Annotated in this window: 24 protein-coding genes and 6 pseudogenes; 18 read left to right on the top strand and 12 right to left on the bottom strand. The window is 70.4% G+C overall.

Annotation, left to right across the window (positions count from 1 at the left end):
• The first annotated feature begins 27 nt into the window (after positions 1 to 27).
• The 5 genes and pseudogenes from IG64_RS35565 to IG64_RS35550 all read left to right on the top strand — a co-directional run bounded on the left by IG64_RS35565 (position 28) and on the right by IG64_RS35550 (position 2,289).
• Complete coding sequence (locus IG64_RS35565) at positions 28 to 312, top strand: alcohol dehydrogenase catalytic domain-containing protein (RefSeq protein ID WP_037864234.1); 285 nt, start codon at positions 28 to 30, stop codon at positions 310 to 312.
• Positions 313 to 365: 53 nt separating this feature from the next.
• Positions 366 to 542: a hypothetical protein gene (locus IG64_RS41375; RefSeq protein ID WP_158771732.1), complete on the top strand. Its 177-nt coding sequence runs from the start codon at positions 366 to 368 to the stop codon at positions 540 to 542.
• Positions 543 to 926: 384 nt separating this feature from the next.
• On the top strand, positions 927 to 1,415 hold the full coding sequence (locus IG64_RS35560; protein WP_234438716.1) for a hypothetical protein: 489 nt from the start codon (positions 927 to 929) through the stop codon (positions 1,413 to 1,415).
• A 24-nt stretch (positions 1,416 to 1,439) separates the two neighbouring features.
• Positions 1,440 to 1,805: pseudogene (locus IG64_RS35555) on the top strand (transposase); the annotation flags it as partial.
• Positions 1,806 to 1,926: 121 nt separating this feature from the next.
• On the top strand, positions 1,927 to 2,289 hold the full coding sequence (locus IG64_RS35550) for a VOC family protein (RefSeq protein WP_037864257.1): 363 nt from the start codon (positions 1,927 to 1,929) through the stop codon (positions 2,287 to 2,289).
• A 312-nt stretch (positions 2,290 to 2,601) separates the two neighbouring features.
• Here the strand turns inward: IG64_RS35550 and IG64_RS35545 are convergent, their stop codons facing one another.
• Entirely contained in the window at positions 2,602 to 3,594 is a 993-nt protein-coding gene (locus IG64_RS35545) for an aldo/keto reductase (protein WP_037864230.1), read from the bottom strand.
• A gap of 122 nt (positions 3,595 to 3,716) precedes the next feature.
• Between IG64_RS35545 and IG64_RS35540 the strand changes: the two genes are divergently transcribed.
• Positions 3,717 to 4,346: a TetR family transcriptional regulator gene (locus IG64_RS35540; RefSeq protein ID WP_037864228.1), complete on the top strand. Its 630-nt coding sequence runs from the start codon at positions 3,717 to 3,719 to the stop codon at positions 4,344 to 4,346.
• 185 nt (positions 4,347 to 4,531) lie between these two features.
• Positions 4,532 to 4,936, top strand: a complete 405-nt coding sequence (locus tag IG64_RS35535) for a DUF6896 domain-containing protein (protein WP_037864226.1) — start codon at positions 4,532 to 4,534, stop codon at positions 4,934 to 4,936.
• 63 nt (positions 4,937 to 4,999) lie between these two features.
• On the opposite strand, the pseudogene IG64_RS42655 reads toward IG64_RS35535, so the two are convergent.
• A pseudogene (locus IG64_RS42655) lies at positions 5,000 to 5,182 on the bottom strand (IS5/IS1182 family transposase); the annotation flags it as partial.
• A gap of 81 nt (positions 5,183 to 5,263) precedes the next feature.
• Positions 5,264 to 5,347 (bottom strand): annotated as a pseudogene (locus IG64_RS42650) (hypothetical protein); the annotation flags it as partial.
• Here IG64_RS42650 and IG64_RS39755 point away from each other — a divergent pair.
• Positions 5,319 to 5,698, top strand: a pseudogene (locus tag IG64_RS39755) (transposase); the annotation flags it as partial. The pseudogenes IG64_RS42650 and IG64_RS39755 sit on opposite strands and share 29 nt — an antisense overlap.
• A gap of 149 nt (positions 5,699 to 5,847) precedes the next feature.
• On the opposite strand, the gene IG64_RS35530 reads toward IG64_RS39755, so the two are convergent.
• Positions 5,848 to 7,551 carry a SpoIIE family protein phosphatase gene (locus IG64_RS35530; RefSeq protein WP_199811725.1) on the bottom strand — a complete coding sequence of 568 codons (1,704 nt, stop codon included), beginning with the start codon at positions 7,549 to 7,551 and terminating at the stop codon, positions 5,848 to 5,850.
• A 246-nt stretch (positions 7,552 to 7,797) separates the two neighbouring features.
• On the opposite strand from IG64_RS35530, the pseudogene IG64_RS43140 reads away from it, so the two are divergent.
• The 3 genes and pseudogenes from IG64_RS43140 to IG64_RS42645 form a co-directional block, all read left to right on the top strand.
• Positions 7,798 to 8,025 (top strand): annotated as a pseudogene (locus IG64_RS43140) (DUF2267 domain-containing protein); the annotation flags it as partial.
• Positions 8,026 to 8,516: 491 nt separating this feature from the next.
• Positions 8,517 to 9,182 carry a GAF and ANTAR domain-containing protein gene (locus IG64_RS35525; RefSeq protein WP_078884406.1) on the top strand — a complete coding sequence of 222 codons (666 nt, stop codon included), beginning with the start codon at positions 8,517 to 8,519 and terminating at the stop codon, positions 9,180 to 9,182.
• A 46-nt stretch (positions 9,183 to 9,228) separates the two neighbouring features.
• A complete protein-coding gene (locus IG64_RS42645; protein WP_234438715.1) occupies positions 9,229 to 9,573 on the top strand; it encodes a hypothetical protein in 345 nt (114 codons plus the stop codon).
• A 56-nt stretch (positions 9,574 to 9,629) separates the two neighbouring features.
• Here the strand turns inward: IG64_RS42645 and IG64_RS35515 are convergent, their stop codons facing one another.
• Both IG64_RS35515 and IG64_RS35510 read right to left on the bottom strand, forming a co-directional pair.
• Positions 9,630 to 10,280, bottom strand: coding sequence for a response regulator transcription factor (locus IG64_RS35515; protein WP_037864218.1), 651 nt, complete (start codon positions 10,278 to 10,280; stop codon positions 9,630 to 9,632).
• Positions 10,268 to 11,548 carry a sensor histidine kinase gene (locus IG64_RS35510; RefSeq protein ID WP_037864216.1) on the bottom strand — a complete coding sequence of 427 codons (1,281 nt, stop codon included), beginning with the start codon at positions 11,546 to 11,548 and terminating at the stop codon, positions 10,268 to 10,270. Before IG64_RS35510 ends, IG64_RS35515 begins: the two co-directional genes overlap by 13 nt.
• Positions 11,549 to 11,719: 171 nt before the next feature.
• On the opposite strand from IG64_RS35510, the gene IG64_RS35505 reads away from it, so the two are divergent.
• A complete protein-coding gene (locus IG64_RS35505; RefSeq protein WP_234438714.1) occupies positions 11,720 to 12,199 on the top strand; it encodes a hypothetical protein in 480 nt (159 codons plus the stop codon).
• 54 nt (positions 12,200 to 12,253) lie between these two features.
• Complete coding sequence (locus tag IG64_RS35500) at positions 12,254 to 12,970, top strand: class I SAM-dependent methyltransferase (RefSeq protein ID WP_107474454.1); 717 nt, start codon at positions 12,254 to 12,256, stop codon at positions 12,968 to 12,970.
• Between the two features lie 22 nt (positions 12,971 to 12,992).
• On the opposite strand, the gene IG64_RS43415 is transcribed toward IG64_RS35500, so the two are convergent.
• Both IG64_RS43415 and IG64_RS35495 read right to left on the bottom strand, forming a co-directional pair.
• On the bottom strand, positions 12,993 to 13,259 hold the full coding sequence (locus tag IG64_RS43415; RefSeq protein WP_420710044.1) for a GNAT family N-acetyltransferase: 267 nt from the start codon (positions 13,257 to 13,259) through the stop codon (positions 12,993 to 12,995).
• Between the two features lie 166 nt (positions 13,260 to 13,425).
• On the bottom strand, positions 13,426 to 14,076 hold the full coding sequence (locus tag IG64_RS35495; protein ID WP_037864214.1) for a TetR/AcrR family transcriptional regulator: 651 nt from the start codon (positions 14,074 to 14,076) through the stop codon (positions 13,426 to 13,428).
• 46 nt (positions 14,077 to 14,122) lie between these two features.
• On the opposite strand from IG64_RS35495, the gene IG64_RS35490 reads away from it, so the two are divergent.
• Positions 14,123 to 15,799: an FAD-dependent monooxygenase gene (locus IG64_RS35490; RefSeq protein WP_078884404.1), complete on the top strand. Its 1,677-nt coding sequence runs from the start codon at positions 14,123 to 14,125 to the stop codon at positions 15,797 to 15,799.
• 33 nt (positions 15,800 to 15,832) lie between these two features.
• Entirely contained in the window at positions 15,833 to 16,600 is a 768-nt protein-coding gene (locus tag IG64_RS39745; protein ID WP_078884403.1) for a MerR family transcriptional regulator, read from the top strand.
• A gap of 141 nt (positions 16,601 to 16,741) precedes the next feature.
• Here IG64_RS39745 and sigJ read toward each other — a convergent pair.
• A pseudogene (gene sigJ, locus IG64_RS35480) lies at positions 16,742 to 17,663 on the bottom strand (RNA polymerase sigma factor SigJ).
• A 153-nt stretch (positions 17,664 to 17,816) separates the two neighbouring features.
• On the opposite strand from sigJ, the gene IG64_RS35475 reads away from it, so the two are divergent.
• Entirely contained in the window at positions 17,817 to 18,446 is a 630-nt protein-coding gene (locus tag IG64_RS35475) for an LUD domain-containing protein (RefSeq protein ID WP_037864210.1), read from the top strand.
• 56 nt (positions 18,447 to 18,502) lie between these two features.
• Here the strand turns inward: IG64_RS35475 and IG64_RS35470 are convergent, their stop codons facing one another.
• Positions 18,503 to 18,838 carry a LysR substrate-binding domain-containing protein gene (locus IG64_RS35470; RefSeq protein WP_051813722.1) on the bottom strand — a complete coding sequence of 112 codons (336 nt, stop codon included), beginning with the start codon at positions 18,836 to 18,838 and terminating at the stop codon, positions 18,503 to 18,505.
• On the opposite strand from IG64_RS35470, the gene IG64_RS42975 reads away from it, so the two are divergent.
• Positions 18,729 to 19,325, top strand: coding sequence for a transposase (locus IG64_RS42975; protein WP_107474455.1), 597 nt, complete (start codon positions 18,729 to 18,731; stop codon positions 19,323 to 19,325). The two genes, IG64_RS35470 and IG64_RS42975, sit on opposite strands and share 110 nt — an antisense overlap.
• 132 nt (positions 19,326 to 19,457) lie before the next feature.
• On the opposite strand, the gene IG64_RS35460 is transcribed toward IG64_RS42975, so the two are convergent.
• Positions 19,458 to 19,913 carry a VOC family protein gene (locus tag IG64_RS35460; RefSeq protein WP_037864208.1) on the bottom strand — a complete coding sequence of 152 codons (456 nt, stop codon included), beginning with the start codon at positions 19,911 to 19,913 and terminating at the stop codon, positions 19,458 to 19,460.
• Positions 19,914 to 20,110: 197 nt separating this feature from the next.
• Complete coding sequence (locus tag IG64_RS35455; protein WP_324609599.1) at positions 20,111 to 20,587, bottom strand: ATP-binding protein; 477 nt, start codon at positions 20,585 to 20,587, stop codon at positions 20,111 to 20,113.
• Positions 20,588 to 20,924: 337 nt separating this feature from the next.
• On the opposite strand from IG64_RS35455, the gene IG64_RS35450 reads away from it, so the two are divergent.
• Entirely contained in the window at positions 20,925 to 21,248 is a 324-nt protein-coding gene (locus tag IG64_RS35450) for a MarR family transcriptional regulator (RefSeq protein ID WP_051813720.1), read from the top strand.
• Positions 21,249 to 21,497 lie beyond the last annotated feature (249 nt).

Raw genomic sequence — 21,497 nt, 5'->3', positions numbered from 1 at the left:
ACCTCTCAGCCACGCAAAGGAATCACCATGCCCACCACCGTCCACGCGTTCGGCGCCCACGAGGCCGGCAAGCCGCTCGCCCCCGTCACCATCGAGCGCCGCGACGTCGGCCCGCACGACGTTAAGCTCGACATTTTGTACTGCGGCGTCTGCCACTCCGACATCAACTTCGTCGACGGCTCGTTCGGCCCGCTGCCGGTCAGCCCCCTCGTGCCGGGCCACGAGATCGTCGGCCGGGTCACCGAGGCCGGCTCCGCAGTCACGCGTCACCGCGTCGGCGACCTGGTCGGCCCGAACGTACCCGGCTCATGACCCGGCTCGCCGCGTGATCGCCGTCGACGCGGTCGCCGAGTACCGGGTGATGCTTGGCGCCGCCCTCACCGGCCTGCTGCCTTTCATCGGCCGTCCTGGACGGCACCGCCGCCCCCGGCCGGGTCTTCGGCCGCACCCTCAACCTCGAACAGACCCGCGAGGGCTACCGCACCACGGACCAGCGCGACACCCGGAGCGGGTGCGGCGGTGTCGGAGCAGTCGCCGCGTGAACGGACACGCAGGCAGTCCTGAAACGCATGCGCCCTGTCCTGGTGGAGAGTCCTGCGGGGCAGCACATCGTGAGCACGAAGAGCAAGGGCGGCAGCCATCTGCAGGCGAAGGCGCGCGTTGAGCGCATGCCGCCCCCGCCGCTGTCGGTACGACCTCGGACCATCAGGTCCGGTCGAAGCCTCTTCGCCACGTCACCCCTGCGTGACGCCTCATCAGGACGAGCGTCATCCGAGCGTCGAAACGGCTGGCGCTGCCGGGGCCGAGGAACGGTAAGACTTCCCCGTCGATCCGCTTAAGGGCTGTCCCGCGACTGTTCTGAGTGACTGGCGGACGGGCATCCCCGCTCTCCTCAAGGGCCTGACCGAGGTTGAGAGACTTCAGCTATGGGATCTTGGGGAACCTTGGGGCCGGCGTTGTTGTCTCTCGCAGGGGTTGTGCTCGGCGCGGGCGGATCGTTGTTCGGTCAGTACCTCGTCTCGCGCGCGAGCACCCGGCAGCTCGAAGTACAGGAATCAGCCGCCCACCGGGCGCAGCTCAAGGACGCCGTTCTGAAGTTCGTGCGCATCGCGTTGCAGGTGGAGAAGGCGGTACTCACGCGACCGGAGGGTGGCGGCAGCGCGGCCGATCCCGCGCTCGGTCAACTCCTCGACGACCTTTGGCTCGCCCAGGCGGAGATCGACCTGGCAGCCAGAAGCGAGCCCCTGCGGGGCGCTACCTATCGTTATGCGTCCCGCCTTGCTGAGGCGGCCCGGGGCGAGATAGCCGACGCGTCCGCGCTGCGCGGGCCGCAGGTTCAATTCATGGACGCCGCGTACGGCGACATGTGGCCGGGCCAGCGACGGGCAGATGGGGAGCCCAGCACACCGCGGTGAGACGATCTCGCTGTGGCTGGATTCATCGACGCCGACACCCGCCTCGTCGTCGCCGTCGGCCGGCCGCTGCCGGGTGACCGCAACGACTGCAAGGCATGGGGACTCTCCGGCGCCAAGGAGGCCGTCGGCAGGACCACGGTGATCGGGGACGGCGGCTACCGGGGCACCGGCCTGGTCCTCCCGCACCGCCGGGAGAAAGGCCAGGCCGGACTCCCGGCCTGGAAAGAGCAACACAACGCCTCCTACTGCAAGGTCCGTGCCCGCATCGAGCACGTCTTCGCTCGGATGAAAGGCTGGAAGATCCTCCGCAACTGCCGTCTCGAAGGCGACGGCGTCCACCACGCCATGCTCGGCATCGCCCGCCTGCACAACCTCGCCCTCGTCGGCTGAGCGAGCAGGCCGCACATCACACAGCCTTGTCCATGCCGATTCAAAGATCATTTACGGGACAGCCCTTAGGGCCTCTCGTTCGGATCGAGTTGTTGGAGTGGTCCTCGGCTACAGTGCGAGTATGACGATCCGTCGCATCATGCCCAACGTCGTCACCCAGGACATCGAAGAGAGCCGAAGCTTCTACAGCGATTTCCTGGGCATGGACGTGCGCATGGACGAGCCCGGCTTCTTGATGTTGGCTTCGCCGGGTAACCCGACGGCGCAGATGACCGTGGTCTCCCCTGCCGCAGACCCGTGGGACCCGCACACCGCCTATTCGACACTGGCGGTCGAAGTCGAGGACGTTGACGCCGCGTACGCCGCAGCCGAGCGCCAGGGGTACCAGGTGGTCTATCCCTTGACCACGGAACCATGGGGAATCCGACGTTTCTTTGTTCAGGCACCCGACGGGGGTGTCATCAACGTCCACAGTCACGTCTGAGGATGACGGATCGGGCAGACCAGAGGAAGATACCGGCGACGTGGAGTCCGGCCAGGTCGACGGTGGCGGTCCTCTCGTAGCGGGTGGCGATCCCGCGCCACTGCTTCAGGCGGTTGATGCACCGTTCGACAGCGTTGCGCCGCTTGCAGGTCTCACGGTCGAAGGCCGGTGGTCTGCCTCCGCGGCTGCCCCGGCGTAGCCGGTGCCCGGGTTGGCCGGCGGGGACGGGGGCATGGCCCCGCCCGGGAGGACACGCTGCCGCTGCTCGCCGCCGCTTGCCCGCAACCGCCGAACTTCGAGTAGTACGGGCTGTCAGTCGGTGCGGAAGCCGGCCATCACCGAGGCCGGGTAGCGGCTGCCTGCGGAGCCCTGGGGGAGGATCTCCCGGATACGGGCCAGGTCGGTCTCGGTGAGTTCTGCGCCGGTGGCGCCGACGTTCTCCTCCAGACGTGTGGCGCTGCGGGTGCCCGGGATCGGGACGACGTCCTCGCCCTGGGCGAGCAGCCATGCCAGGGCGAGCTGGGCGGGGGTGATGCCCTTGGTGGCGGCGAGCTTTCGGAGCTGCCCGGCGGCGTTCAGGTTGTAGGCGTAGTTCTCGCCCTGCCAGCGCTCGTCCCAGCGGCGCATGTCGTCCTCGGGATACTCGTCGGCGGGCTTGACCACACCGGAGAGGAAGCCGCGGCCGAGCGGCGAGTACGGCACCAGGCCGATCCCCAACTCCCGCAGGACCGGCAGGATCTCGTCCTCTACCTCGCGTTCGAAGATCGAGTACTCGTACTGAAGGGCTGTGACCGGGGTGACTGCGTGGGCGCGGCGGATGTACTGCGGGCCGACGTTACTCAGGCCGAAGTACTGCACCTTGCCTTCGGTGATCAGGTCACCGACAGTGCCGGCGACCTCCTCGGCCGGTACGTCGGGGTCGGAGATGTGCTGGTAGAAGAGGTCGATGCGGTCGGTCTGGAGGTAGCGCAGGCTGTTCTCGGTGACTTCGCGGATGTTCTCCGGGCGGCTGTTGACGCCGCTCCCCAACGTCTTGCTGGACATGTCGAAGCCGAACTTGGTGGCCAGGACGACCTCGTCGCGGAAGTCCTTGACTGCGTTGCCCAGCAGCGTCTCGTTGCTGCCGGTGCCTCGGCCGTACAGCTCGGCGGTGTCGAAGAAGTCGACTCCGAGTTCGTGGGCGCGGTGAATGGTGGAGATGCCGTCCTCGTCGTTCGAGGGTCCGTAGGCCAGGGACATCCCCATCACGCCCAACCCCAGAGCGGAGACGCGCAGTCCCTGTTGTCCCAGGATGCGGTGCTGCATGAGATCACTCCTCGTGTCATGGCGGCAGCCGGTAGCCGACCAAACCAAACTGTTCGGTATGACCGTACGCCTGCCGGGAGTGCCGCGCAAAACCGAACGGTTCGGTCGCCTATCCTGGGCTCATGCCTCGCTCCACCAGCCCTGGCCAGCCCCCGGACGCCGCCACCTCGGGCCAGTCCACCGACTCCACGCGCCAGCGGATCGTCGCCGCAGCCGAGGAGGAGTTCGCCCGGCACGGGATCGCCGGCGCCCGCGTGGACCGCATCGCCAAGCAGGCCAGGACGAGCAAGGAACGTGTCTACGCCTACTTCCGCAGCAAGGAAGCCCTTTACGCGCACGTCGCCGAACGCGAGACGACCGCACTCGTCGAGGCGACTCAGCTGGATCCGGCCGACCTGCCCGGTTACGCCGGCATCCTCTTCGACCACTTCACGGCCCGTCCGGACCACTACCGCCTGATCACGTGGGGCCGCCTGGAACTGGCCGAGTCCGCAGACAACACCACCAGCCCCCTCCAGGCCACGATCGCCGGCAAGCTCGACAAACTCCGCGACGCTCAGCGCATCGGGCTGCTCGACCCCGCCTGGGACCCGGTCGACGTCCTCGCCCTGATCAACCAGATCGCCATGACCTGGGCAGGCCAGCCCGAAATCGCCGCCGCTGCCGCGGACCAGGCCGTGGACCCCTCTATCACCGCCCGCCGCGCCGCACTGGTGACCGCCGTCGAGCGCATGTTCCCTCGCCCGGAATGACAGAGTGACGGAGCAGACCTGCTCCCCGCACGCGCGGGGATGGTCCCGTCATTGAGGTGACCGGGCTGGGCCGGCCACCCTGCTCCCCGCGCCCTAACCGATCGTTTCAGAATGCCGTCGGGCGGGGACGCTGACGGCCTCATGGAACAATGCCTTCAGCCACGGGCTCAGGGGGATGACGCCGTATGGAACGCGTTGCGGCCGCACGGGAACTCGTGCTCGGTTACGTCCAGGCGCTGAACGCGATCGGCGAGGCCATGAGGGCGGCGATCCCCTCACTTGAGCGACCCGCAGATGTCCTCGACCTGGTCCGTTCGCGCCGGATCATCAGCCGGAGCGGGCGCGTCGGTACCTACTGCTACACGGTCCACGGGGCAGGCTGCCGCTTCATCAGCGACGACGGCACGGAGGTCGATGTGGACTTCACAGCCGACGGGAGCGAAGCCTTCGACCTCTGGCGGCTGCGCCTGTACGGGCTGAGCCTTCCGGAGGCTGTTGACGTCACGGATGAGGACCTGCGCTCCGCAGCACGGTCGTTGCAACCGCTTCTGACCGAGGTGCGGCCGGGGTGGTTCAGCGTAGCCGACTGATTGCTTCAGGATGAGGTTCGCAGGCGGCGCAGGCACATGAGACTGCGGGCGTTCATGCGGGCCCTGATGGAGATGAGCGCGTCGCTCGTAGCGGGTGCGGAGCCGTTTGAACTCGTGAAGCCAGGCGGACGCGCGCTCGGCAACCCAGCGCGCCTTGCCCAGTCCGGAGCCGTGGGCGACGCCGCGCCGGGCGATCAGCGGCTTGATGCCGCGCTTCGACAGCAGGCGGTGGTCCTTGTCGTATCCCTCAGTCGAGGCAGGCCAGGCCGTGACTCCGGAGCAGCCCACCGTCTCGGCCGGGACGTCACGCCAGGCGACACCGGTCCGCAGGACATACATGATCCCGGCAAGAGCCGCCCGGTCCGGAACGCGAAGCCGCCCGGGATGCCGACGGCATGGTGACCGGGAGATGCTGGCCGCGATCGTGTTCGTGGCCACGTCTGGCTGCACGTGGCAGCAGTTGCCGTCGGCGTCGTTCGGACCGTCGGGTGCCACGGCCCATCGACGCTTCGCCGAGCGGACGCAGGCCAGGGTGCGGGCCAAGCTCCATCACCTCGTCCTGGACGAACTCGGCTCCCCCGGCGAGCTCGACTGGTCCCACTGTGCGATCGACTCGGTGAACATGCGGGCCCTGAAAAGGGGGACCTGGCGGGTCCGAATCCTGTCGGCCGGGGCAGGTACGGCTCGAAGATCCACCGGATCACCGAGCGGACCGGTCTGCCCTTGTCCGTCGGGATCTCGGGGGCGAACCTTCACGACACGGCGAGCGGGATGTTCTGCGGCGCAGGCAGCAGCTGATGCGGAATGCGATGGACGCGGCGGAGCTCCCTGCGGGTTGGGATGTCCTCAGCCTGGCAGCCGACCCGCGTTCTGCGGCTTTGCCGTGCCGCCGTGTCCGGACCGCTGGCCGCCTATCTGGCGTGTGTTTCCCTTGGGGTCCGCAGAGCGAGGAGGGCGACGTCATCGTCGTTGTCGGCCGGGCGGACCCGGCGCAGGAGCTGGTCGGTGAAGGAGGTCAGGGAGCGGTGAGCGAGAGCGGCCGCGTGCTGACGCAGCCGGCTCAGGCCCTCGTCCAGGGAGTGTCCGGCTGCTTCGATGAGACCGTCGGTGTACAGCAGGAGGGTGGATCCGGGCGGCAGCACGGCGGTGGCGTCGGTGCGGGAATTGTGGGCCTCGGTGCCCAGGAGGATGCCGTGGCCGTCGCTGAGGTATCGAGTGAGGCCGTCACGGCTGACGAGCAGGGGTGGCGGGTGGCCGGCGTTGGTCCAGGACAGTTTCCAGTGCCCGTTGTCCGCCTGTTCGAGGCGAGCGAAGATCATGGTGGCCATGGGCACATCGGTGATGTGCGTGATCGCCTCGTCGAGCCGCTCGACGATGCGGCTCGGGGGTTCTTGCTGGTACCAGGCGTAGGCACGGAGCACGTTGCGTATCTGTGCCATGCCGGCCGCAGCCTCCAGATCATGGCCGACGACGTCTCCGACGGTCAGGGCGGTGGCATCGTCGGACAGGCGGAAAACGTCGTACCAGTCGCCGCCGACCTGTGATGCGTCGGGTGCGGGAAGGTAGCGGGCAAGCATTTCCAGCCCGGGTACGTGCGGCAGCTGGGGCAGCAGGTGGTTCTGCATGGTCTCGGCGACCTTGCGCTGACGCTGGTAGAGGCGCGCATTGTCCAGGGCGACCGCGGCCCGGCGTGCGATGTCCTCGATCAGTGGCAGGTCCGCGGTGGTGAAGTCGCCCACGGTGTCGGCGCGGCCCAGGGTCAGGGCACCCAGGACCTCCCGGGTGCTGCGGATGGGGACGATAGCTGCGGAGTGGATGCCGGTCGCCTCGAACAGGCGGCGCTGCTCGGCGGTTATGCCGCAATCGGGTGCCCGCTGGTAGGTCTTGGCACCGGCAAGGGCGGAAGCAACCCCGCGCAGAGCTCTGGACAGCGGCATCGGGGACTCTTCCGGCACCGGGGGCATCGGCCCCTGAAGCTCGTCGTGGCGCACCAGGGTCTCGCCGTCGGCGTGGACCACGTCGGTACGCCACACCTCGTCACGCTCCGTGATCAGGTCGATGACCACCCAGTCCGCCAGCCGGGGCACGAGCAGTGCCACGAGCCGACGCAGCGCCTCGTTGGTATCCAGGGTGGAGGTCAGCTGTGTGGTGGTCTGCGCCAGCAGGGCCAGCCGCTCAAGTTCGGTCAGCGGCCCGGCCGCTGGCTCCTGCCGCGGGCCTGCCTCCTGCGCTTGCCGGTCGCGGTGGAAGACAACGAGCGTAGCGGCCTCCCGGCCACCGATGTCATAGGGAGTGATCACCCATGAGACAGGCAGCAAGGTGCCGTCACCGCGCGCGAACCGCTCCCCTTCGGCCTGGGCCGTACGCCCCGCGTGGAAGGCCTGCCGCATGCTGCATCGGCTCGTCGGGATCGGCTGGCCGGTGGCATCCCGGTGCAGCAGATCGTGTGCGTCACGGCCGACAAGATCCTCAGCGGGCCGGGCCAGCAAGTGCTCGGCTCGGGCGTTGACGGCGATGACGCATCCCTTTTCATCCACCACATACGCCCCCGCGCCGATGGCGGCCAACGCCCCGGCCAGAGCGCTGTCAGCCGCCCTGCGGGACTGCTGATCCATGCTCGTGGTCTGCTCCGGCTCCGCCACCCGTACGCCTCCTTCATGATCGTCAGTCATGCCGCCCGCTGCGCACCTGCACGCTGCGCGGTGTCGTGACCGCGTTCTTTTCCCGACTACCCCTCTTTACGGACATGCCGACCGCTGTCCCTGGGCAGCGGCCGGCATCACTGCACATGCGCCGGTCTCCTGGGTACTGGGCCGGTGAAGGCATCACAAGGTCCGGTGCCGCGGGATGCACGCACGACGGAGGTGAACCATGAGGTACAACGAGTTCCCCGCCCGTGTACGCGAGCGCGGGGAGTACACCGACCAGGACGAAGCCGTAGGGCACGGCCGCGTACCGCCGAGTGGGACGCCGGCGCAGTCCTGACCACTGTTGCGGACACCGTCAGCGGCGGCGAGCTGAATCAGATCATCAGCCGGCTCCCCTCCGGCTACGCCGTCCCGTTCGGCGAGGCCGACCTCGCCGGCTGATACCCACACTCGCCCATGCAGGAGGGCTTGGCCCAGCGGCCGGGTCCGCCAACCGGCTGTGACCTCGGCGACCCGATTCGAGCCGCGGACAGACCCGCGGACGTGAAAGACGTGTGCACCGCGGGTTGAGTTTTGACGTCCCTGCTCGACCAGATCCCAACGGGGACCTAACGTCGAGTGCAGGCAAAGTCAGATGCCCGGGCGCCTGTCCTTGCCAGGCTCTCCTGGTTCGGAAAAACAGCCGGGAGAGCCGCCGGACCGCCACCTGCCCGACCGCGGTGCCGAGAGGCACATCTGGGCAGACGCCCCGATCAGCCGGGGGCGCCCATCTCGAAAGGATCTTCCGGATCCAGGGTGTTCCCTGGCACGGCGAACTTGTGCACCGCTCGTAGTAACAGCAGATCACCGGAACACCAGCGGGCGGTACTGTGGCCCGAAACTGTGGCCGAGGCGGGTGGTGGCGGGTGGAATGGCGTGAGTACGCCGAGCAGATGGCCCGGCTGGCGCGGGATCTGCTGGCCCAGGGCTCGGTCCAGGCAACGCTGGAGGAGATCGCGGCGTCGGCGGTGAAGCTGATCGAGGGCTGTGATGAAGCCGGGATCCTCGCGGTGCGCAAGGGCCGCGCAGTGACCCTGGCCGCCTGCGGCGACATCGCCCAGGAGTCCGACCGCCTCCAGGATGAGCTGGACGAGGGGCCCTGCTTCGATCTTGCCCGCCGCAAGGACAGCGAGCGCGTGTACCGGATCGCGGACCTGACCCAGCCCCAGCCCGCCTGGGAGCGCTTCGCGGCCCAGGCCCGCAAGCTCGGCATCGGCAGCATGACCGGCGTACTGCTCTACACCGACGACGAGGACTTCGGCGCACTGAACCTGTACGCCCGCCGGCCGGGAGCGTTCAGCAAGGACATCGGAACCGCCGGCTGGCTGCTGGCCTCCCACGCCGCCGTCGCCCTGGCCGACGCCCGCACCATCGACCAGCTCGAGCACGCCATGGAGAGCCGGCACGCCATCGGCCAGGCCATGGGCATCCTCATGGAACGCCACCAGATGAGCGAAAACGACGCCTTCAACGTGCTGCGCCGCGTCTCCCAGCACCACAACGTCAAACTGCGCGACGTCGCCCAGCGGGTCACGACCCAACGCACCGCCCCCGCCTGATCACCAGCCCCCGACGCGCCTGCCGCGCTTCCACCCAAGGCGTGCCATGGCGGAGGCGTTCATTCGGCGCACTGCCGAGGCTCGATGCCCGGCGGCCGGCCGGCGCCCGGACACGAAGCGCCGACTCGCACAGCTTCGGATCGGTCCCCGCTACCTCGGTGGAAGGCAGTCCAAGAATGTAAGAGCACCGGTATTAGGGCGTCCGGCGAACACGAGCGAGCACTCCAACGAGGCCTTCGCCTGGCATGCGGCCGAGGCCTACGTGATCCTCAACGCGCGCGGACTCGGCCACCCGCCCAAGCCGGCTGTCGCGCTCGTACGGGACGCCGTCTCCGGAGCGCTCGGCGTCGCCCGGATCGCCCGCCAGCTGCGCGACGGGACCGTCGCCTGATCCCACGTTCGTGTCGGAACACGCCATCGGGTCTGGTGCACGGGCGTGATCGCGCACTATGCGGTCGCAACGCCCAGGAATCGCAGCACCGCCAGGACGCGGCGGTGGTCGGCGTCGGCCTTGGGCAGATCGAGCTTGGTGAAGATGCTGTTGATGTGCTTGGCGACCGCGCTCTCGCTCACGACCAGCTCGGCGGCGATGCCGGAGTTGGACCGGCCGCCCGCCATCAGCTCCAGCACCTCCCGCTCGCGCGGTGTCAGCCGGTCGAGCGGATCGCTGTGCCGGCGCACCAGCAGCTGCGCGACGACCTGCGGGTCGAGCGCGGTGCCGCCGGCCGCCACCCGGCGTACCGCCTCGGCGAACTCCTCGACGTCGGCGACCCGTTGCTTGAGCAGATAGCCGACGCCCGAGGTGTTGGCGGCGAGCAGATCGGCGGCGTACCGCTCCTCCACGTACTGCGACAGCAGGAGCACGGCGGTACGCGGGTACTGGCGGCGTATCACCAGCGCGGCGCGCACTCCCTCGTCGGTGAAGCCGGGCGGCATGCGCACGTCGACCACGGCGATGTCGGGCCGGTGCTCCTCGACGGCTGCCAGCAGCCTTTCGGCGTCGGCGACTTGCGCGCACATCTGGAAGCCGGCCGCCTCCAGCACCTTGACCACGCCGACGCGCAGCAAGAGGGAATCCTCGGCGATCACGGCGCGCACGGCAGCTCCACGGTGATGACGGTCGGGCCCCCGGCGGGGCTGCGGCAGGAGAACGTGCCGTCGACGGACGCGACGCGCTTGGCGAGCCCGGCGAGCCCGGTGCCACCACCGGCCGCCGCGAGATCCGCGCCGCCCGCGCCGTCGTCCGCGACGACCACTAGCAGTGTCTCCCCGATCCGCTCCACGGTCACGTCCGCCCGCGTCGCCTGGGCGTGTTTGACCACGTTCGTCAGGGCTTCGGATACCACGAAGTACGCGACGGCCTCGACCGTGGGTGAGGGGCGCTGCGGCAGGTCCACCGCCACGCGCACCGGGATCGGGAGGCGGGCGGCGACCCCGGACAGCGCGGCGTCGAGGCCGCGGTCCTCGAGGACGGCCGGATGCAGGCCGCGCACCAGGTTGTTCAGCTCGGCGATCGCCTCCTTCGCCTCGCGGTGCGCCTCGTCGATCACCTTGCGGGCGTCCTCCGGCAGGTCGCCGAGGGTGGACCTGGCCAGGCCCAGGTTGACGGCGAGTGAGACGAGGCGCTGCTGTGCGCCGTCGTGCAGGTCGCGTTCGATCCGCCGCCGCTCGGCGTCGGCGGCGTCGAGCACGCCGGCCCGGCTCTCGGCGAGGTCGGCTACCCGGCGGGCCAGCTTGTCCGTGCGGCTGGGGCCGAGCAGGACCTCGGCCGCCCGGGTGTCCAGCCGCACCAGAGCGCCGGTCAGCCGGGGCCCGAGGAACAGCAGGGCGAGGCCGCCGGCGGTGATGTACGCGGCCTGCGTGGTGTACCCGACGCCGGTGAGCCGCCACTGCGGGGGCAGTGCCCAGATCCACACGTAGATGGAGGCGGCCACGAGAGCGGTGGCCCAGACCGCGAGGACGGCGAGGTCCAGGACGGCGAACAGCGGACCCGCCACGGCGTGGTAGCAGACCTGCCGCCACAAGGCCCGTGTGGTCAGCCGGCGCACCGCCGGCTTCCAGTTGCGTCCGGGCCCGGGCCCGGGTGCGGCGGGGCGCGGGAGGTCCTTGCCGGCGAGCGCCCGGTAGCGCCGCCGCTGCCCGGCGGTCAGCAGGGGTGTCACCACGAGCGTGAGCAGCACGGGCAGCGGAGTCACGGCCACCGCGCCGGGCGCGCGCACCAGCGCCGCCATCGTGCCGAGCAGCCAGAGCCACAGTGGCACCACGGCGAGGTGGAGCGGCAGGCCGGCCGCGATGAGCGCGGTCCGGTGTCCCGCCCTGCGGAACGGCCGGCCCGGTACCAGTTGCAGCCACGTCGTGAGTTGCATGCGTCAAACCGTAAAGCCGCAGGCCAGCCCCGCGCCATGACGCTCCCGCCCGGTTCGGGGGTGCAGTTTTCTCCACCCCGGGTCGGAACCCTGCGTGACTGACGGCGCCCTGGTGTGCGGCGGAGGGTGGAGCACGTGAAGGGGAGAGCCGGCGGGGAGCGGGGGAAGACGATGCGTCAACTGGTGCAGGGTGATGACGAATTGGCGGGTGCCGAGGGCTTCGGCCGCGCCGAGGTCATCCCGCTCCACGAAGAGGTGGAGGAGCCGCGCCCGGCGCGGGGCATGCGGCGGGCCGGAGGGCTGCTGGTCGCCTGCGGGCTCGCCCTGCTGCCGTGGCTGTACGTGCTGGCCACCGGCCTGCCGGGCACCGCGACCGCGGCGCACTGGCCGGTCGCCTGGGTCGGGCTCGACGCGCTGGAGGCGCTCGGTCTGATCGCCACCGGCCTCCTCGCCGCCCGCGGCGACCGGCGGCACGCCCTGGCAGCAGCCGCGACCGCGACGCTGCTCGTGGTGGACGCCTGGTTCGACACCACGACCGCGGCCCCGGGCGGCGACTTCGCCACCGCGGTCGCCATGGCGCTCGGCGCCGAGCTGCCGCTCGCCGCGCTGTGCGGCCGGCTGGCGCTGCGGGCGCTGAGCCGGCACGCCTGACGCCGACCGCCCAGCCGCATGCCACGGACCAAGTCAAATCCACCGGAGAACACCATGCACCGCATCACCACCGTCCCCGTCGCCCCGATCCCGGCCCGGACCCGCTGGGCGGTCGCCGCCGGCGTCGGCGCCGTGTTGGCCGCCGCCTGGTGGCTGGGCGACGCGGCGCCCTATCCATACGCCCAACGCGGCCTCCTCGACGTGCCGTTGCCGTTCCTGACAGCCGACCGGATGGACGCCGTACTGCAACCGCGGCCAGGGGAGCGGATCCTGGAGATCGGTCCGGGGACGGGCCTGCAGTCGCTGCACGTCGCCCCGCAGCTCGGGCCGCAGGGACGGCTCGATGTGCTCGACATCCAGCAGGAGATGCTCGACCACGTGATGTGCCGTGCCGGGCGCGACGGCCTGGCGACGATCAGGCCCACCCGCTCGGACGCACGTGAACTGCCCTACGCCGACGGGACGTTCGACGCCGTGTACGCCGTGACCGCGCTCGGCGAGATTCCCGAGCCGGACCGGGTACTGCGCGAGGCGGCACGGGTGCTGGCACCGGGCGGGCGGCTGGTGATCGGCGAGTTCTTCGACCGGCACTGGATCCCCTTCGGCCGGCTGCACCGGCTCGCCGACGCCGCCGGCCTCCACCGGGCCGAGCGCCGCGACCCGAGCCCGGCGTACCTCGCCCGCTTCCGGCCCTGCGGAGCCGACCAGCCGGGCCACCACAGCGAGCGTCTCGCCCACAGCGACCGGGACACCGACGACGGGGAAGCGTGAGCACCGCACGCAGGGACCGCGATCACCGAGCTGAACAACCTGGCGCCCGGTAGGCCGCTCCAGGAGGCGAGGGGGCTCCGCCCAACCGCGGCCGGCCACGCAAACTGCGGCAGCGGCCCCGCGGAGTCCCGCGAGCGGGCCTGTGGCGCTGGTACGGCACGATAGCGGGCTCGTCGCCCGGTAGGACCGCGAGCTGCAGAGTCGTAGCACCCCTCTGCCCCGCCCACCCCTCGACTGCCGCCGTCAACCGGTCTCCGACGCCGCAGCCCCGGGCCTGGGGCTGACCCACACCGACCTCAGCTCCAAAGGCCTGGCCACCCCCCTGCCCTGTGGAGCCCGGACGTTCCTCGGGAGGTTCCCTGACGGGAACTTCACGCGGCCGTCCGCCCGGCTCGTCTGCCGTGCCGCCCAAGACACCGGGCGCGACGGGGGCCGGTCGCCGGGGCGTGACCTCGTCAGGCGGTGGGGGCGGCTCCTGAGGCGGGGAAAGCGCGGTCCAGGGCGTCGAAGGCGGCGGTCAGGCGCCGGCGGTGGTCGCCGACGAGGGCGCCGGCCGGTTCGCCCGCCAGCAGGCGGCCTGCGAAGGTGACGCAGACCGTGCGGTACGCGGCGACGGTCAGGGCGGCGAGGAGCCGGGGCTCGGACAGGTCCGGCGCGGTCTCGGCGAGGGCCTCGGCCAGGGCGGCCTCCAGTTCCTCCGCCGCCTCGCGGGCGCGGGCGCGCAGCGCCGGGGAGGCGGCGGCGACCCGCAGGAACGGGACGAAGCGGTCGCGTGCGCCGGACAGCGGGTGCCCCTCGTCGAGGAGGCCGAGGGCCAGGCGGCGGAGCGCGGCGAGCGGGTGTTCGTCCGGCGCGCGTCCGCGCACGGCCCCCGTGAACAGGTCGACCGCCTGAGGGATGCGGTCGAGGAACAGGTCCTCCTTGCGCGGGAAGTAGTTGAAGACCGTCATCGGGGAGACGTCCGCGGCGCGGGCGATGTCCGTGACGGTCACCTCGTCGAAGCCGCGCTCCAGGAAGAGCCCGGTCGCCACGTCCGAGATCCGCTGCCGGGTCTCGCGTTTCTTCCGCTCCCTCAGGGAGGGTTCCGCGGTCCGCTGTCCATCCATGAAAAAACTATAGCGGCTAGAAATTTTTAGTGACTACAGTGCAGCCATGACTGACATGACTGAGCTGTGGGACTACGACGTGGTGGTGGCGGGCGCCGGCCCGGTGGGACTGTTCCTCGCCTGCGAACTGGGGCTCGGCGGGGCCCGGGTGCTGGTGGCGGAGCGGCTGATCGAGGTGGACGAGACGATCAAGGCGGGTGCGATCAACACGCCCAGCGCCGTGGCGTTCTACCGGCGGGGGCTGCTGCCCGAGCTGACGCAGGAGTGGGAGCGGATGCTGGACCGGATCCGCGGCTTCGTACAAGGCGGCGGGACGGCCGGCAGCGGCGGTGACGGCGGAAGCGGCGGTGACGGCGGAAGCGGCGGGGCGCACCGGCTGCCGCCCAAGTTCGCCGGGCACTTCGCCGGGATCATGATGAGTGCGGACCTGTTCGACGACTCCGACCCGGCCTTCGCCGACGTCGGCCCTGCGGCCGAGGCCGGTCTCGGCGTCCCGCAGGCGGAACTGGAGCGGATCCTCGCCGTACGGGCCGGGCAGCTCGGTGTCGAGGTGCGCCGCGGTGTCGAGCTGACCGGCTTCCAGGACCGGGGCGAGGACGGCGTCACGGTGGAACTCGTGCCGGCCGGCGGATCCGCCCCCTCCCGCCGCGTCCGGGCCGGCTGGCTCGTGGGCTGCGACGGCGGGCGCAGCACGGTCCGCAAGCTCGCCGGGTTCGGCTTCCCCGGCACGGACCCGGAGATCACCGGCTACCAGGCCGTCGCGGACCTGACCGGCGCCGAGAAGCTGGGGAAGGGCTGGAACACGACCGAGGTCGGTACGTACGTCCACGGGCCCTTCCCCGGCCGGGTCCTCACCGTCGAGTTCGACGGGCCGCCCGCGGACCGGTCCGCGCCCATCACCGCGCAGGAGTTGCAGGACAGCCTGCGCCGCGTCTCCGGTGTCCCCGACGTGACGGTGACGAAGATCCACTCGATCACCCGCTTCACCGACAACGCACGCCAGGCGAGCACCTACCGCAGGGGCCGGGTGCTGCTCGCGGGGGACGCCGCCCACGTGCATTCACCGTTCGGGGGGCAGGGACTGAACCTCGGCATCGGTGACGCGATGAACCTCGGCTGGAAGCTGGCGGCGGTGGTGCGCGGCCGGGCACCCGAGGGGCTGCTCGACACGTACACGGCCGAACGGCACCCCATCGGCGCCTGGGTGCTGGACTGGACCCGAGCGCAGATCGCCGTCATGCGGCCGGACCGGCACGCCCGCGCGCTGCGCCGGGTCGTGACCGACCTGGCGCTGACGAAGGCCGGGACGACGTACCTGGTGAAGCAGATCTCCGGCATCTGGCAGCGTTACGACCTCCCCGGCGACCACCCGCTCGTCGGCGCGAGCGCGCCCGACCTGGAACTCGCCGACGGCAGCCGCCTCGGCGACCACCTGCACAGCGCCCGCGGCCTGCTGCTCGACCTCACCGACAACCGGGAGCTGCGGTCGTGCGCCGCGGGGTACGGCGACCAGGTCACCGTCGTCAGCAGCCGCTACGCCGGCACCGGGCACCGGGATCTCGCCGCACTGCTGGTACGGCCGGACGGCTTCGTGGCCTGGGCGGCGGACACGGGGGCGGGCAGCGGCGCCGGTACGGGCGCGCGTACGGAAGCGGCGGCCGGCACCGATCCCCTGCCCACGGCCCTGGAACGCTGGTTCGGCAGGCCTGCCGAACGCGCTTGACCTTGACGTGGCGTCAACGTCTGTACTGGTCCCATGCGGATCGGAGAACTCGCCGCGGCCGTCGGCGTCACCACGCGGACCGTGCGGCACTACCACCACGTGGGGCTGCTCCCGCAGGCCGAGCGGCGTTCCAACGGGTACCGGCACTACACGCTCCGCCACGCCGTCGTCCTGGCCCGGATCAGGCTGACGGAGCTGGGGCTGGGTCTGGCCGAGGTCCGGGACGTGCTCGCCGAGGTCGCCGGGCGTGATCTCGTCGACGTACTCGAAGAGCTGGACGCCGACCTGGCGCGGCAGGAGGCGGCGCTGCGGGAGCGGCGGGCGCGGCTGCGGGCCCTGCTCGACGCGGGTGAACTGCCCACCGAGGGGCCGCTCTCACCGGAGCTGACGGCCCTGTTCGCCGGACCCGCCGCCGGTCCGTCCGGCTCTCCCCTGGCCGCCTCCCCCATAGCCGCCAAGGACCGGGAGGTGCTCGCCCTGCTGCTCGTCACGGTGCACACCGGCCCGCCCTGCCTTGCCCCTGGCGCGGAACCTACGGGACGGGTCGTAGCCGGCCTGGAGCAGCTGCCCGCGCAGCTCCTCATCGCTGGCGTCCTGGAGGCCGGGAAGCCGCTCTCGCACGGCCGGCCGGAGGTCCCGCAGGTGGACTCCGTTGTCCGTCCCGATCAGCTCCCGGAGCAGGGCGGTGAGAGGCCTGGCCGACCTTCAGGAGCCGGGACGCAGGTGCGTGCCCGTCTGGCCTGGCGGATGCAGCAGGGGATCACGCCGACCGCGCTGATCATCGACGGCACCGGATCCTAAGTGGCCGCCGACACCAGGTCGGCAGGCGCAGCGGGGCAAGCGGGGGGCGGCTCCCGCCACTCCCGGCCACCACCCTGAGCACGCTTGACGGTGAAGACGCGTGGCAGCAGCCGCCGGGAGGGGCGTCACCGTTCTCTGACGTCAGTTCATGGTCCAGGGCCGCAGCTTCTCAGGGTTGCGGATGACCCAGATGTGCCGGATCCGATCGTCGACGACGTCGAACGCGAACACCGTCACGACGACGCCGTCCTGCTCGGCGGCCAGCCCGGGCTGGCCGTTGACGGTGCGCTCCAGCAACGTCATGGGGCCCGGTGTCCGGTTGGCGATCTCGATCCAGCCGCGGGCGATCTGTTCCGCGCCCTTGATCGGGTCCAGGAAGGACAGAGCCAGGCCTCCGCTGTCGGCGACCGCTGTCGCGTCGGGGTCGAGCAGACCGATGAGGGCAGCGATGTCTTTGGCCTGCCAGGCCGCCTTGAAGTCGCGGACGATGTTGGCTCGCTGGGATGCCGAACTCGGCCAGTTCGGGAGGGTTGCAGAGGTTCGTGTTGTGCTGACGCGGCGGCGGGCGGAGGAGGCCAGTTGGCGGCAGGCGGCCGGAGTACGGCCAGTGATCTCGGCGACCTCGGCGAAGGGGTAGCCGAAGACGTCGTGCAGGACGAAGGCGACGCGCTCGGCCGGGGTCATGGAGTCGAGTACGACGAGGAACGCCATGCTGACCGACTCGTCCAAAGTCACTCGGTCAGCGGGGTCCGTGCCGGCGGGGCCGGACCAGCCGGCCCGGTCGGCGGGCCCGGGCAGCGGCTCGGGCAGCCACTCGCCCACATAGGGCGCGCGCCGAGCCGAGCAGGTTCAGGCAGATGCGGGTGGCGACCGTGGTCAGCCATGCCCCTGGGGACTCCACGGCGCCGCGCTGTTGGGCGGACATGGCGTACCAGCGGGTGTAGGTCTCCTGAACGGCGTCTTCGGCCTCCGCCAGTGAGCCGAGGAGCCGGTAAGTGAGGTTGATCAGCTGCCGCCGCTCACTCATGACTCTTTCCAGGCCCGGCCCGGGTTGGGTGGTCATGGTGGCACTGTCTCCTTCTCTTGGATCCGCTCTACCGCATCCGACAAGACAGCGCATCGGAATGTGAGCCTAAGCACGTCGCCTCACATTTCGCGGGGCTGCCTTGTCGCCAGAGGAAGACGGCAACACCACCGTGTGAGCGGGAGGCTCATCATGACCACTGATATTCCGGCACCGCTGTTCACCGACCCCGCCGCCGAGGAGCGCCTGCAGCGGGCGGCTGCTGCGCTGACCGACCACGGTTTCGTGGTGGAGATCGTCGATAGCGCCGCTGCCGCGCGGGCGCGTGTCGAACAGATGATCCCGGAAGGCGCCGCGGTGTTCACCGGAGCGAGTGAGACCCTTCGCCTCTCCGGTATCGACGACGCCCTCAACACCAGCGGCCGTTACGACTCGGTCAAGGCCAGGGGCTGGACGATGGATCGGGTCACGCAGCGGAACGAGATCTGGGCGGCGCTGTCGGTCCCGGACTTCATCGTGGGCAGCGTCGCCGCGGTCACCGAGACCGGGTCCCTGGTGGCAGGTTCGGCCAGCGGAAGCCAACTGCCCGGCTACGCCGGCGCCGCCGCTCGGGCGATCTGGGTCGTGGGAGCGCAGAAGATCGTACCGGACCTGCCCGCCGCGCTGCGGCGAGTGGAAGAGCACTGTCTGCCTCTGGAGAACGAGCGTACCCAGAAGGTGTACGGGCAGCCCGCCGCGCTGAACCGGGTGCTCATCATGAACGCCGAGACCGAGCCCGGACGGGGCACCGTCCTGCTGATCCGCGAGGCGATCGGGTTCTGACGGCACCGGACCGGATCGGCGAAACCGGCCCCTGTCTGCGGAACAGCAGACAGGGGCTATTCGCCTTGCGGTGCGCCGGTCGTCCAGTCCCAGCGGGTGACGGTGGTGCGCAGCAGGCGGGTGGCTGGTGACAGATGGCTGTCGGCGCCCCAGTAAAGCGTGACGGTACGGCGGCAGTCGGGGTGGTCGACCGTGCGCCAGGCGACCGGCGCGTGGCCGGCGGCGCGGCGGGCGAAGGTGGGGACCAAGCCGATACCGAGGCCGGCGCTGATCAGGCCGGCGATGGCGCTGTGCTCGTCGCTGACGCAGACGATCTTCGGGGTCAGGCCGTGGGCGGCGAAGAGCCGGTCGAGCAGGCGGCGCAGCCAGTGCCCTTCGCAGGCGGGCAGCATAGTGCCGAAGTTCAGCGGGGACGGAGCGGCCTCACACCTTGTTCGGTCCTCCCGGGCGCCCTATGGTCCCGAACGGTCTCCTGCGCCCAGGCCACGACCCTGGCGAGCAGGTCATCGGCTTCCGCCGGGCTCGCGCGGCGGGCTGACGACCAAGCTCCACCTCGCAGTGGATCAGGGACAGACGTCCATGTCCATCGTCATCACGCCCGGACAGCACGGGGATTCCCCGCAGTTCGAACCGGTGCTGGAGAACATCCGGGTGCTCAGGATCGGCCTCAGCCGCCCACGCAAGCGCCCGGACAAGGTCCGCGCGGACAAGGCGTACGGCTCCCGGAAGAACCGCGCCTACCTGCGCAGACGCGGGATCCGTTGCACGGTCCCGGAAAAGAAGGACCAGGTCAAACACGCCTGGTCCGCGGCTCTTCAGGTGGCCCGACCATCGAAGTTCGACAAGGCCAGCCGACTACCGCGAGAGGCACACGGTTGAGTGCGGCATCAACCGGATCAAGCGGCACCGCGCAGTCGCGCCCCCAACGACAAACTCGCCGTCCGCTACGAAGCGACCGTGCTGATCGCAGCTATCAACGAACGGCTGTGACCAGCACCGTCGCAACAACCCTCAGACGACGTCGAATTCGTTGCCCTCGGGGTCCTGCATGGCGGCCGCGTAGAGCCCCATGTCCGGCTCATCCTTGATCCGCAGCACGGTGGCACCAGCTTTGACCAGCCGATCCACCGTAGCCTTGACCCGCTGTGCGCGGACGTCCAGCGGGACGTGACGGCCCCCACCGACCTTCAGGTCGAAGTGCCACCGGTTCTTGGCGACCTTCGGCTCCGGAACCTGCTGGAACCACACCCTCGGCCCGCTTCCCGCGGGATCGATGATCGACTCCGGGATATCCCCGGCACCGGCCGGCAACTCTGCTTCGGGCACCCCCATAGCCGCCCAGTGAGCACGCCACGTGGCGTGTCCGTCCGGCGGAGGCTCAGGCACGTAGCCCAGGGCCTCGGCCCAGAAAGTCACCATTCTCTGCGGATCGGAGCAGTCGATTGTCAGCTGCACTGTCATCTCCATGTTCGAAGCATCTCAGGCAGGTCTGACAGACCCGGTCGGAGCCGAGGTCGACCGCGGCGTCAGGCACCCTCACCTCACCGGCCGTCCAGGGCCGCGACGCGTCTTGCCCGAGCCGCGGCGGGTCCGGCCGGCCTTGATCACGTGCATAATGCCGTGCTTGGCAGCCTCCTGTGGCCCCGTCAGGGGGCCGTTCAGCGTCAGCAGATCTGATCACCGGCCTCGTCCCCGACCGGATCGTCGGCCAGCACCACGGCCGCCACGATCCACTTGCCCACCGGCTCCCGGTGCATCTCGAAACTGCGGCAGACCGCCATCACGATCTCCAGACCGTGCCGGCCGATTCGCTCCGGGTCAGCAGTCCGGGCCCCGGGCAGGCACGGTTCGCTGTCCCACACCGTCACCTCCACCGCACCCCCACAGGCCTCCAGGGTGACAAGACACGGGCCGGGAGCGTATTTGCGGGCGTTGGTCACCAGCTCGCTCACCACCAGCTGCACCACACCCATGGCGCTGTCGGACACCGGTACTCCGTGCACCGCTTGCACGTCCGTCAGGAACGAGCGGGCCAGGTGCCGGGCCTCGGCGATGTCCTCGCTGCCCTCGAAGGCCACGGACACCATGAACAGGCGATCCGTGGGTGACTCACGGTCGCCGTCCTGGACAGGCACTCCCATGCCGGCCGCCTCACTTCCGAAGCGTCGACCACTGCTCCGCGCCCTCTACCCAAGACACACCCGCCCTCACAAACATGAAACGATTTTCCGGTCTTTGCCAGGCAGCAACTATCTGCCGGAAAGCCACCAGCGAAGGCACGGGGGCAGGATGGACCAGGGCTGTACGGGGCCGTCGCGGTCCCGATGGCCGTTGCGTCATCGCCGCGGCCGGCTTCCGAGAAGCTGGCCGATGAGCTGCCGGCGGAGTTGGCCGCATGACGAAAGCGGCGGTCGCCACCATGTGGTGAACGCCACCGGATTACCCGGGCACGGCAGTGCACAAGGAGCAGGACACGTCATGGAACAGAGCGGAGGGCGGGCCTTCCTCACGGACCATGCCCGCGTCCTGCCGGCCATCGCCCGCGACCCCTCCGCGCGCTTCCGTGGCATCGCCGCGGCCTGCCACATCACCGAGCGCACGGCCCAGAAGATCGTCTGTGACCTTGAAGAAGCCGGCCACCTCAGCCGCAAGCGGGACGGACGGCGCACGCGCTGCACCCTCCACCTGGACAGCGCACTCCGCCATCCAGGCGAGGCTCACCTGACCGTCCGGAGCCTGCTGACGCTCGTCCCCGCCGCTGAGCAGCCGGCGGTGCGGGCCGCCCTCGGGGTGCGCTGGTAGCGGCCGGGGGCATGACGGAGGGGGCGGCTCTGGAGCCGGTCCCTCGATTGGGCCTGAGTACCCTCGACTCGTGGAAGACCGCGAGCAGTACGTGAGGTATCAGCAGGACCGCACGGTGCTGGCGGCGGTCGGGGCTCATCTCGATGCCCAGATCAGCCGGATCAGCGTTCGGTTGCCTCGGCCCGTGGCCGAGTCGGCGGTGGCTGCCTGGGACCGTGAGGAACTGGGTGGAGTCGGCGAGGAGAGCCG

The organism is Streptomyces sp. NRRL S-340, assembly GCF_000720185.1.
Classification (GTDB): Bacteria; Actinomycetota; Actinomycetes; order Streptomycetales; family Streptomycetaceae; genus Streptomyces.
The sequence above is the reverse complement of the archived record's forward strand: the minus strand, read 5'-3'. Positions and strand labels throughout refer to the sequence as shown.

What these genes read in the sequence shown, in the direction of transcription:
- IG64_RS35550 (WP_037864257.1), top strand. Translation starts at nt 1,927, where the DNA reads ATGACGATCCGTCGCATCATGCCCAACGTCGTCACCCAGGACATCGAA.
- IG64_RS35470 (WP_051813722.1), bottom strand. Translation starts at nt 18,838, where the DNA reads ATGCTGCCCGCCTGCGAAGGGCACTGGCTGCGCCGCCTGCTCGACCGG.
- IG64_RS35505 (WP_234438714.1), top strand. Translation starts at nt 11,720, where the DNA reads ATGCGTCAACTGGTGCAGGGTGATGACGAATTGGCGGGTGCCGAGGGC.
- IG64_RS35565 (WP_037864234.1), top strand. Translation starts at nt 28, where the DNA reads ATGCCCACCACCGTCCACGCGTTCGGCGCCCACGAGGCCGGCAAGCCG.
- IG64_RS35500 (WP_107474454.1), top strand. Translation starts at nt 12,254, where the DNA reads ATGCACCGCATCACCACCGTCCCCGTCGCCCCGATCCCGGCCCGGACC.
- IG64_RS35510 (WP_037864216.1), bottom strand. Translation starts at nt 11,548, where the DNA reads ATGCAACTCACGACGTGGCTGCAACTGGTACCGGGCCGGCCGTTCCGC.
- IG64_RS35560 (WP_234438716.1), top strand. Translation starts at nt 927, where the DNA reads ATGGGATCTTGGGGAACCTTGGGGCCGGCGTTGTTGTCTCTCGCAGGG.
- IG64_RS35475 (WP_037864210.1), top strand. Translation starts at nt 17,817, where the DNA reads ATGACCACTGATATTCCGGCACCGCTGTTCACCGACCCCGCCGCCGAG.
- IG64_RS35495 (WP_037864214.1), bottom strand. Translation starts at nt 14,076, where the DNA reads ATGGATGGACAGCGGACCGCGGAACCCTCCCTGAGGGAGCGGAAGAAA.
- IG64_RS35460 (WP_037864208.1), bottom strand. Translation starts at nt 19,913, where the DNA reads ATGGAGATGACAGTGCAGCTGACAATCGACTGCTCCGATCCGCAGAGA.
- IG64_RS35540 (WP_037864228.1), top strand. Translation starts at nt 3,717, where the DNA reads ATGCCTCGCTCCACCAGCCCTGGCCAGCCCCCGGACGCCGCCACCTCG.
- IG64_RS42645 (WP_234438715.1), top strand. Translation starts at nt 9,229, where the DNA reads ATGGCGGAGGCGTTCATTCGGCGCACTGCCGAGGCTCGATGCCCGGCG.
- IG64_RS35455 (WP_324609599.1), bottom strand. Translation starts at nt 20,587, where the DNA reads ATGGGAGTGCCTGTCCAGGACGGCGACCGTGAGTCACCCACGGATCGC.
- IG64_RS35545 (WP_037864230.1), bottom strand. Translation starts at nt 3,594, where the DNA reads ATGCAGCACCGCATCCTGGGACAACAGGGACTGCGCGTCTCCGCTCTG.
- IG64_RS35530 (WP_199811725.1), bottom strand. Translation starts at nt 7,551, where the DNA reads ATGGATCAGCAGTCCCGCAGGGCGGCTGACAGCGCTCTGGCCGGGGCG.
- IG64_RS42975 (WP_107474455.1), top strand. Translation starts at nt 18,729, where the DNA reads ATGGCGCTGTGCTCGTCGCTGACGCAGACGATCTTCGGGGTCAGGCCG.
- IG64_RS35490 (WP_078884404.1), top strand. Translation starts at nt 14,123, where the DNA reads ATGACTGACATGACTGAGCTGTGGGACTACGACGTGGTGGTGGCGGGC.
- IG64_RS35450 (WP_051813720.1), top strand. Translation starts at nt 20,925, where the DNA reads ATGGAACAGAGCGGAGGGCGGGCCTTCCTCACGGACCATGCCCGCGTC.
- IG64_RS35535 (WP_037864226.1), top strand. Translation starts at nt 4,532, where the DNA reads ATGGAACGCGTTGCGGCCGCACGGGAACTCGTGCTCGGTTACGTCCAG.
- IG64_RS35525 (WP_078884406.1), top strand. Translation starts at nt 8,517, where the DNA reads ATGGCCCGGCTGGCGCGGGATCTGCTGGCCCAGGGCTCGGTCCAGGCA.
- IG64_RS39745 (WP_078884403.1), top strand. Translation starts at nt 15,833, where the DNA reads ATGCGGATCGGAGAACTCGCCGCGGCCGTCGGCGTCACCACGCGGACC.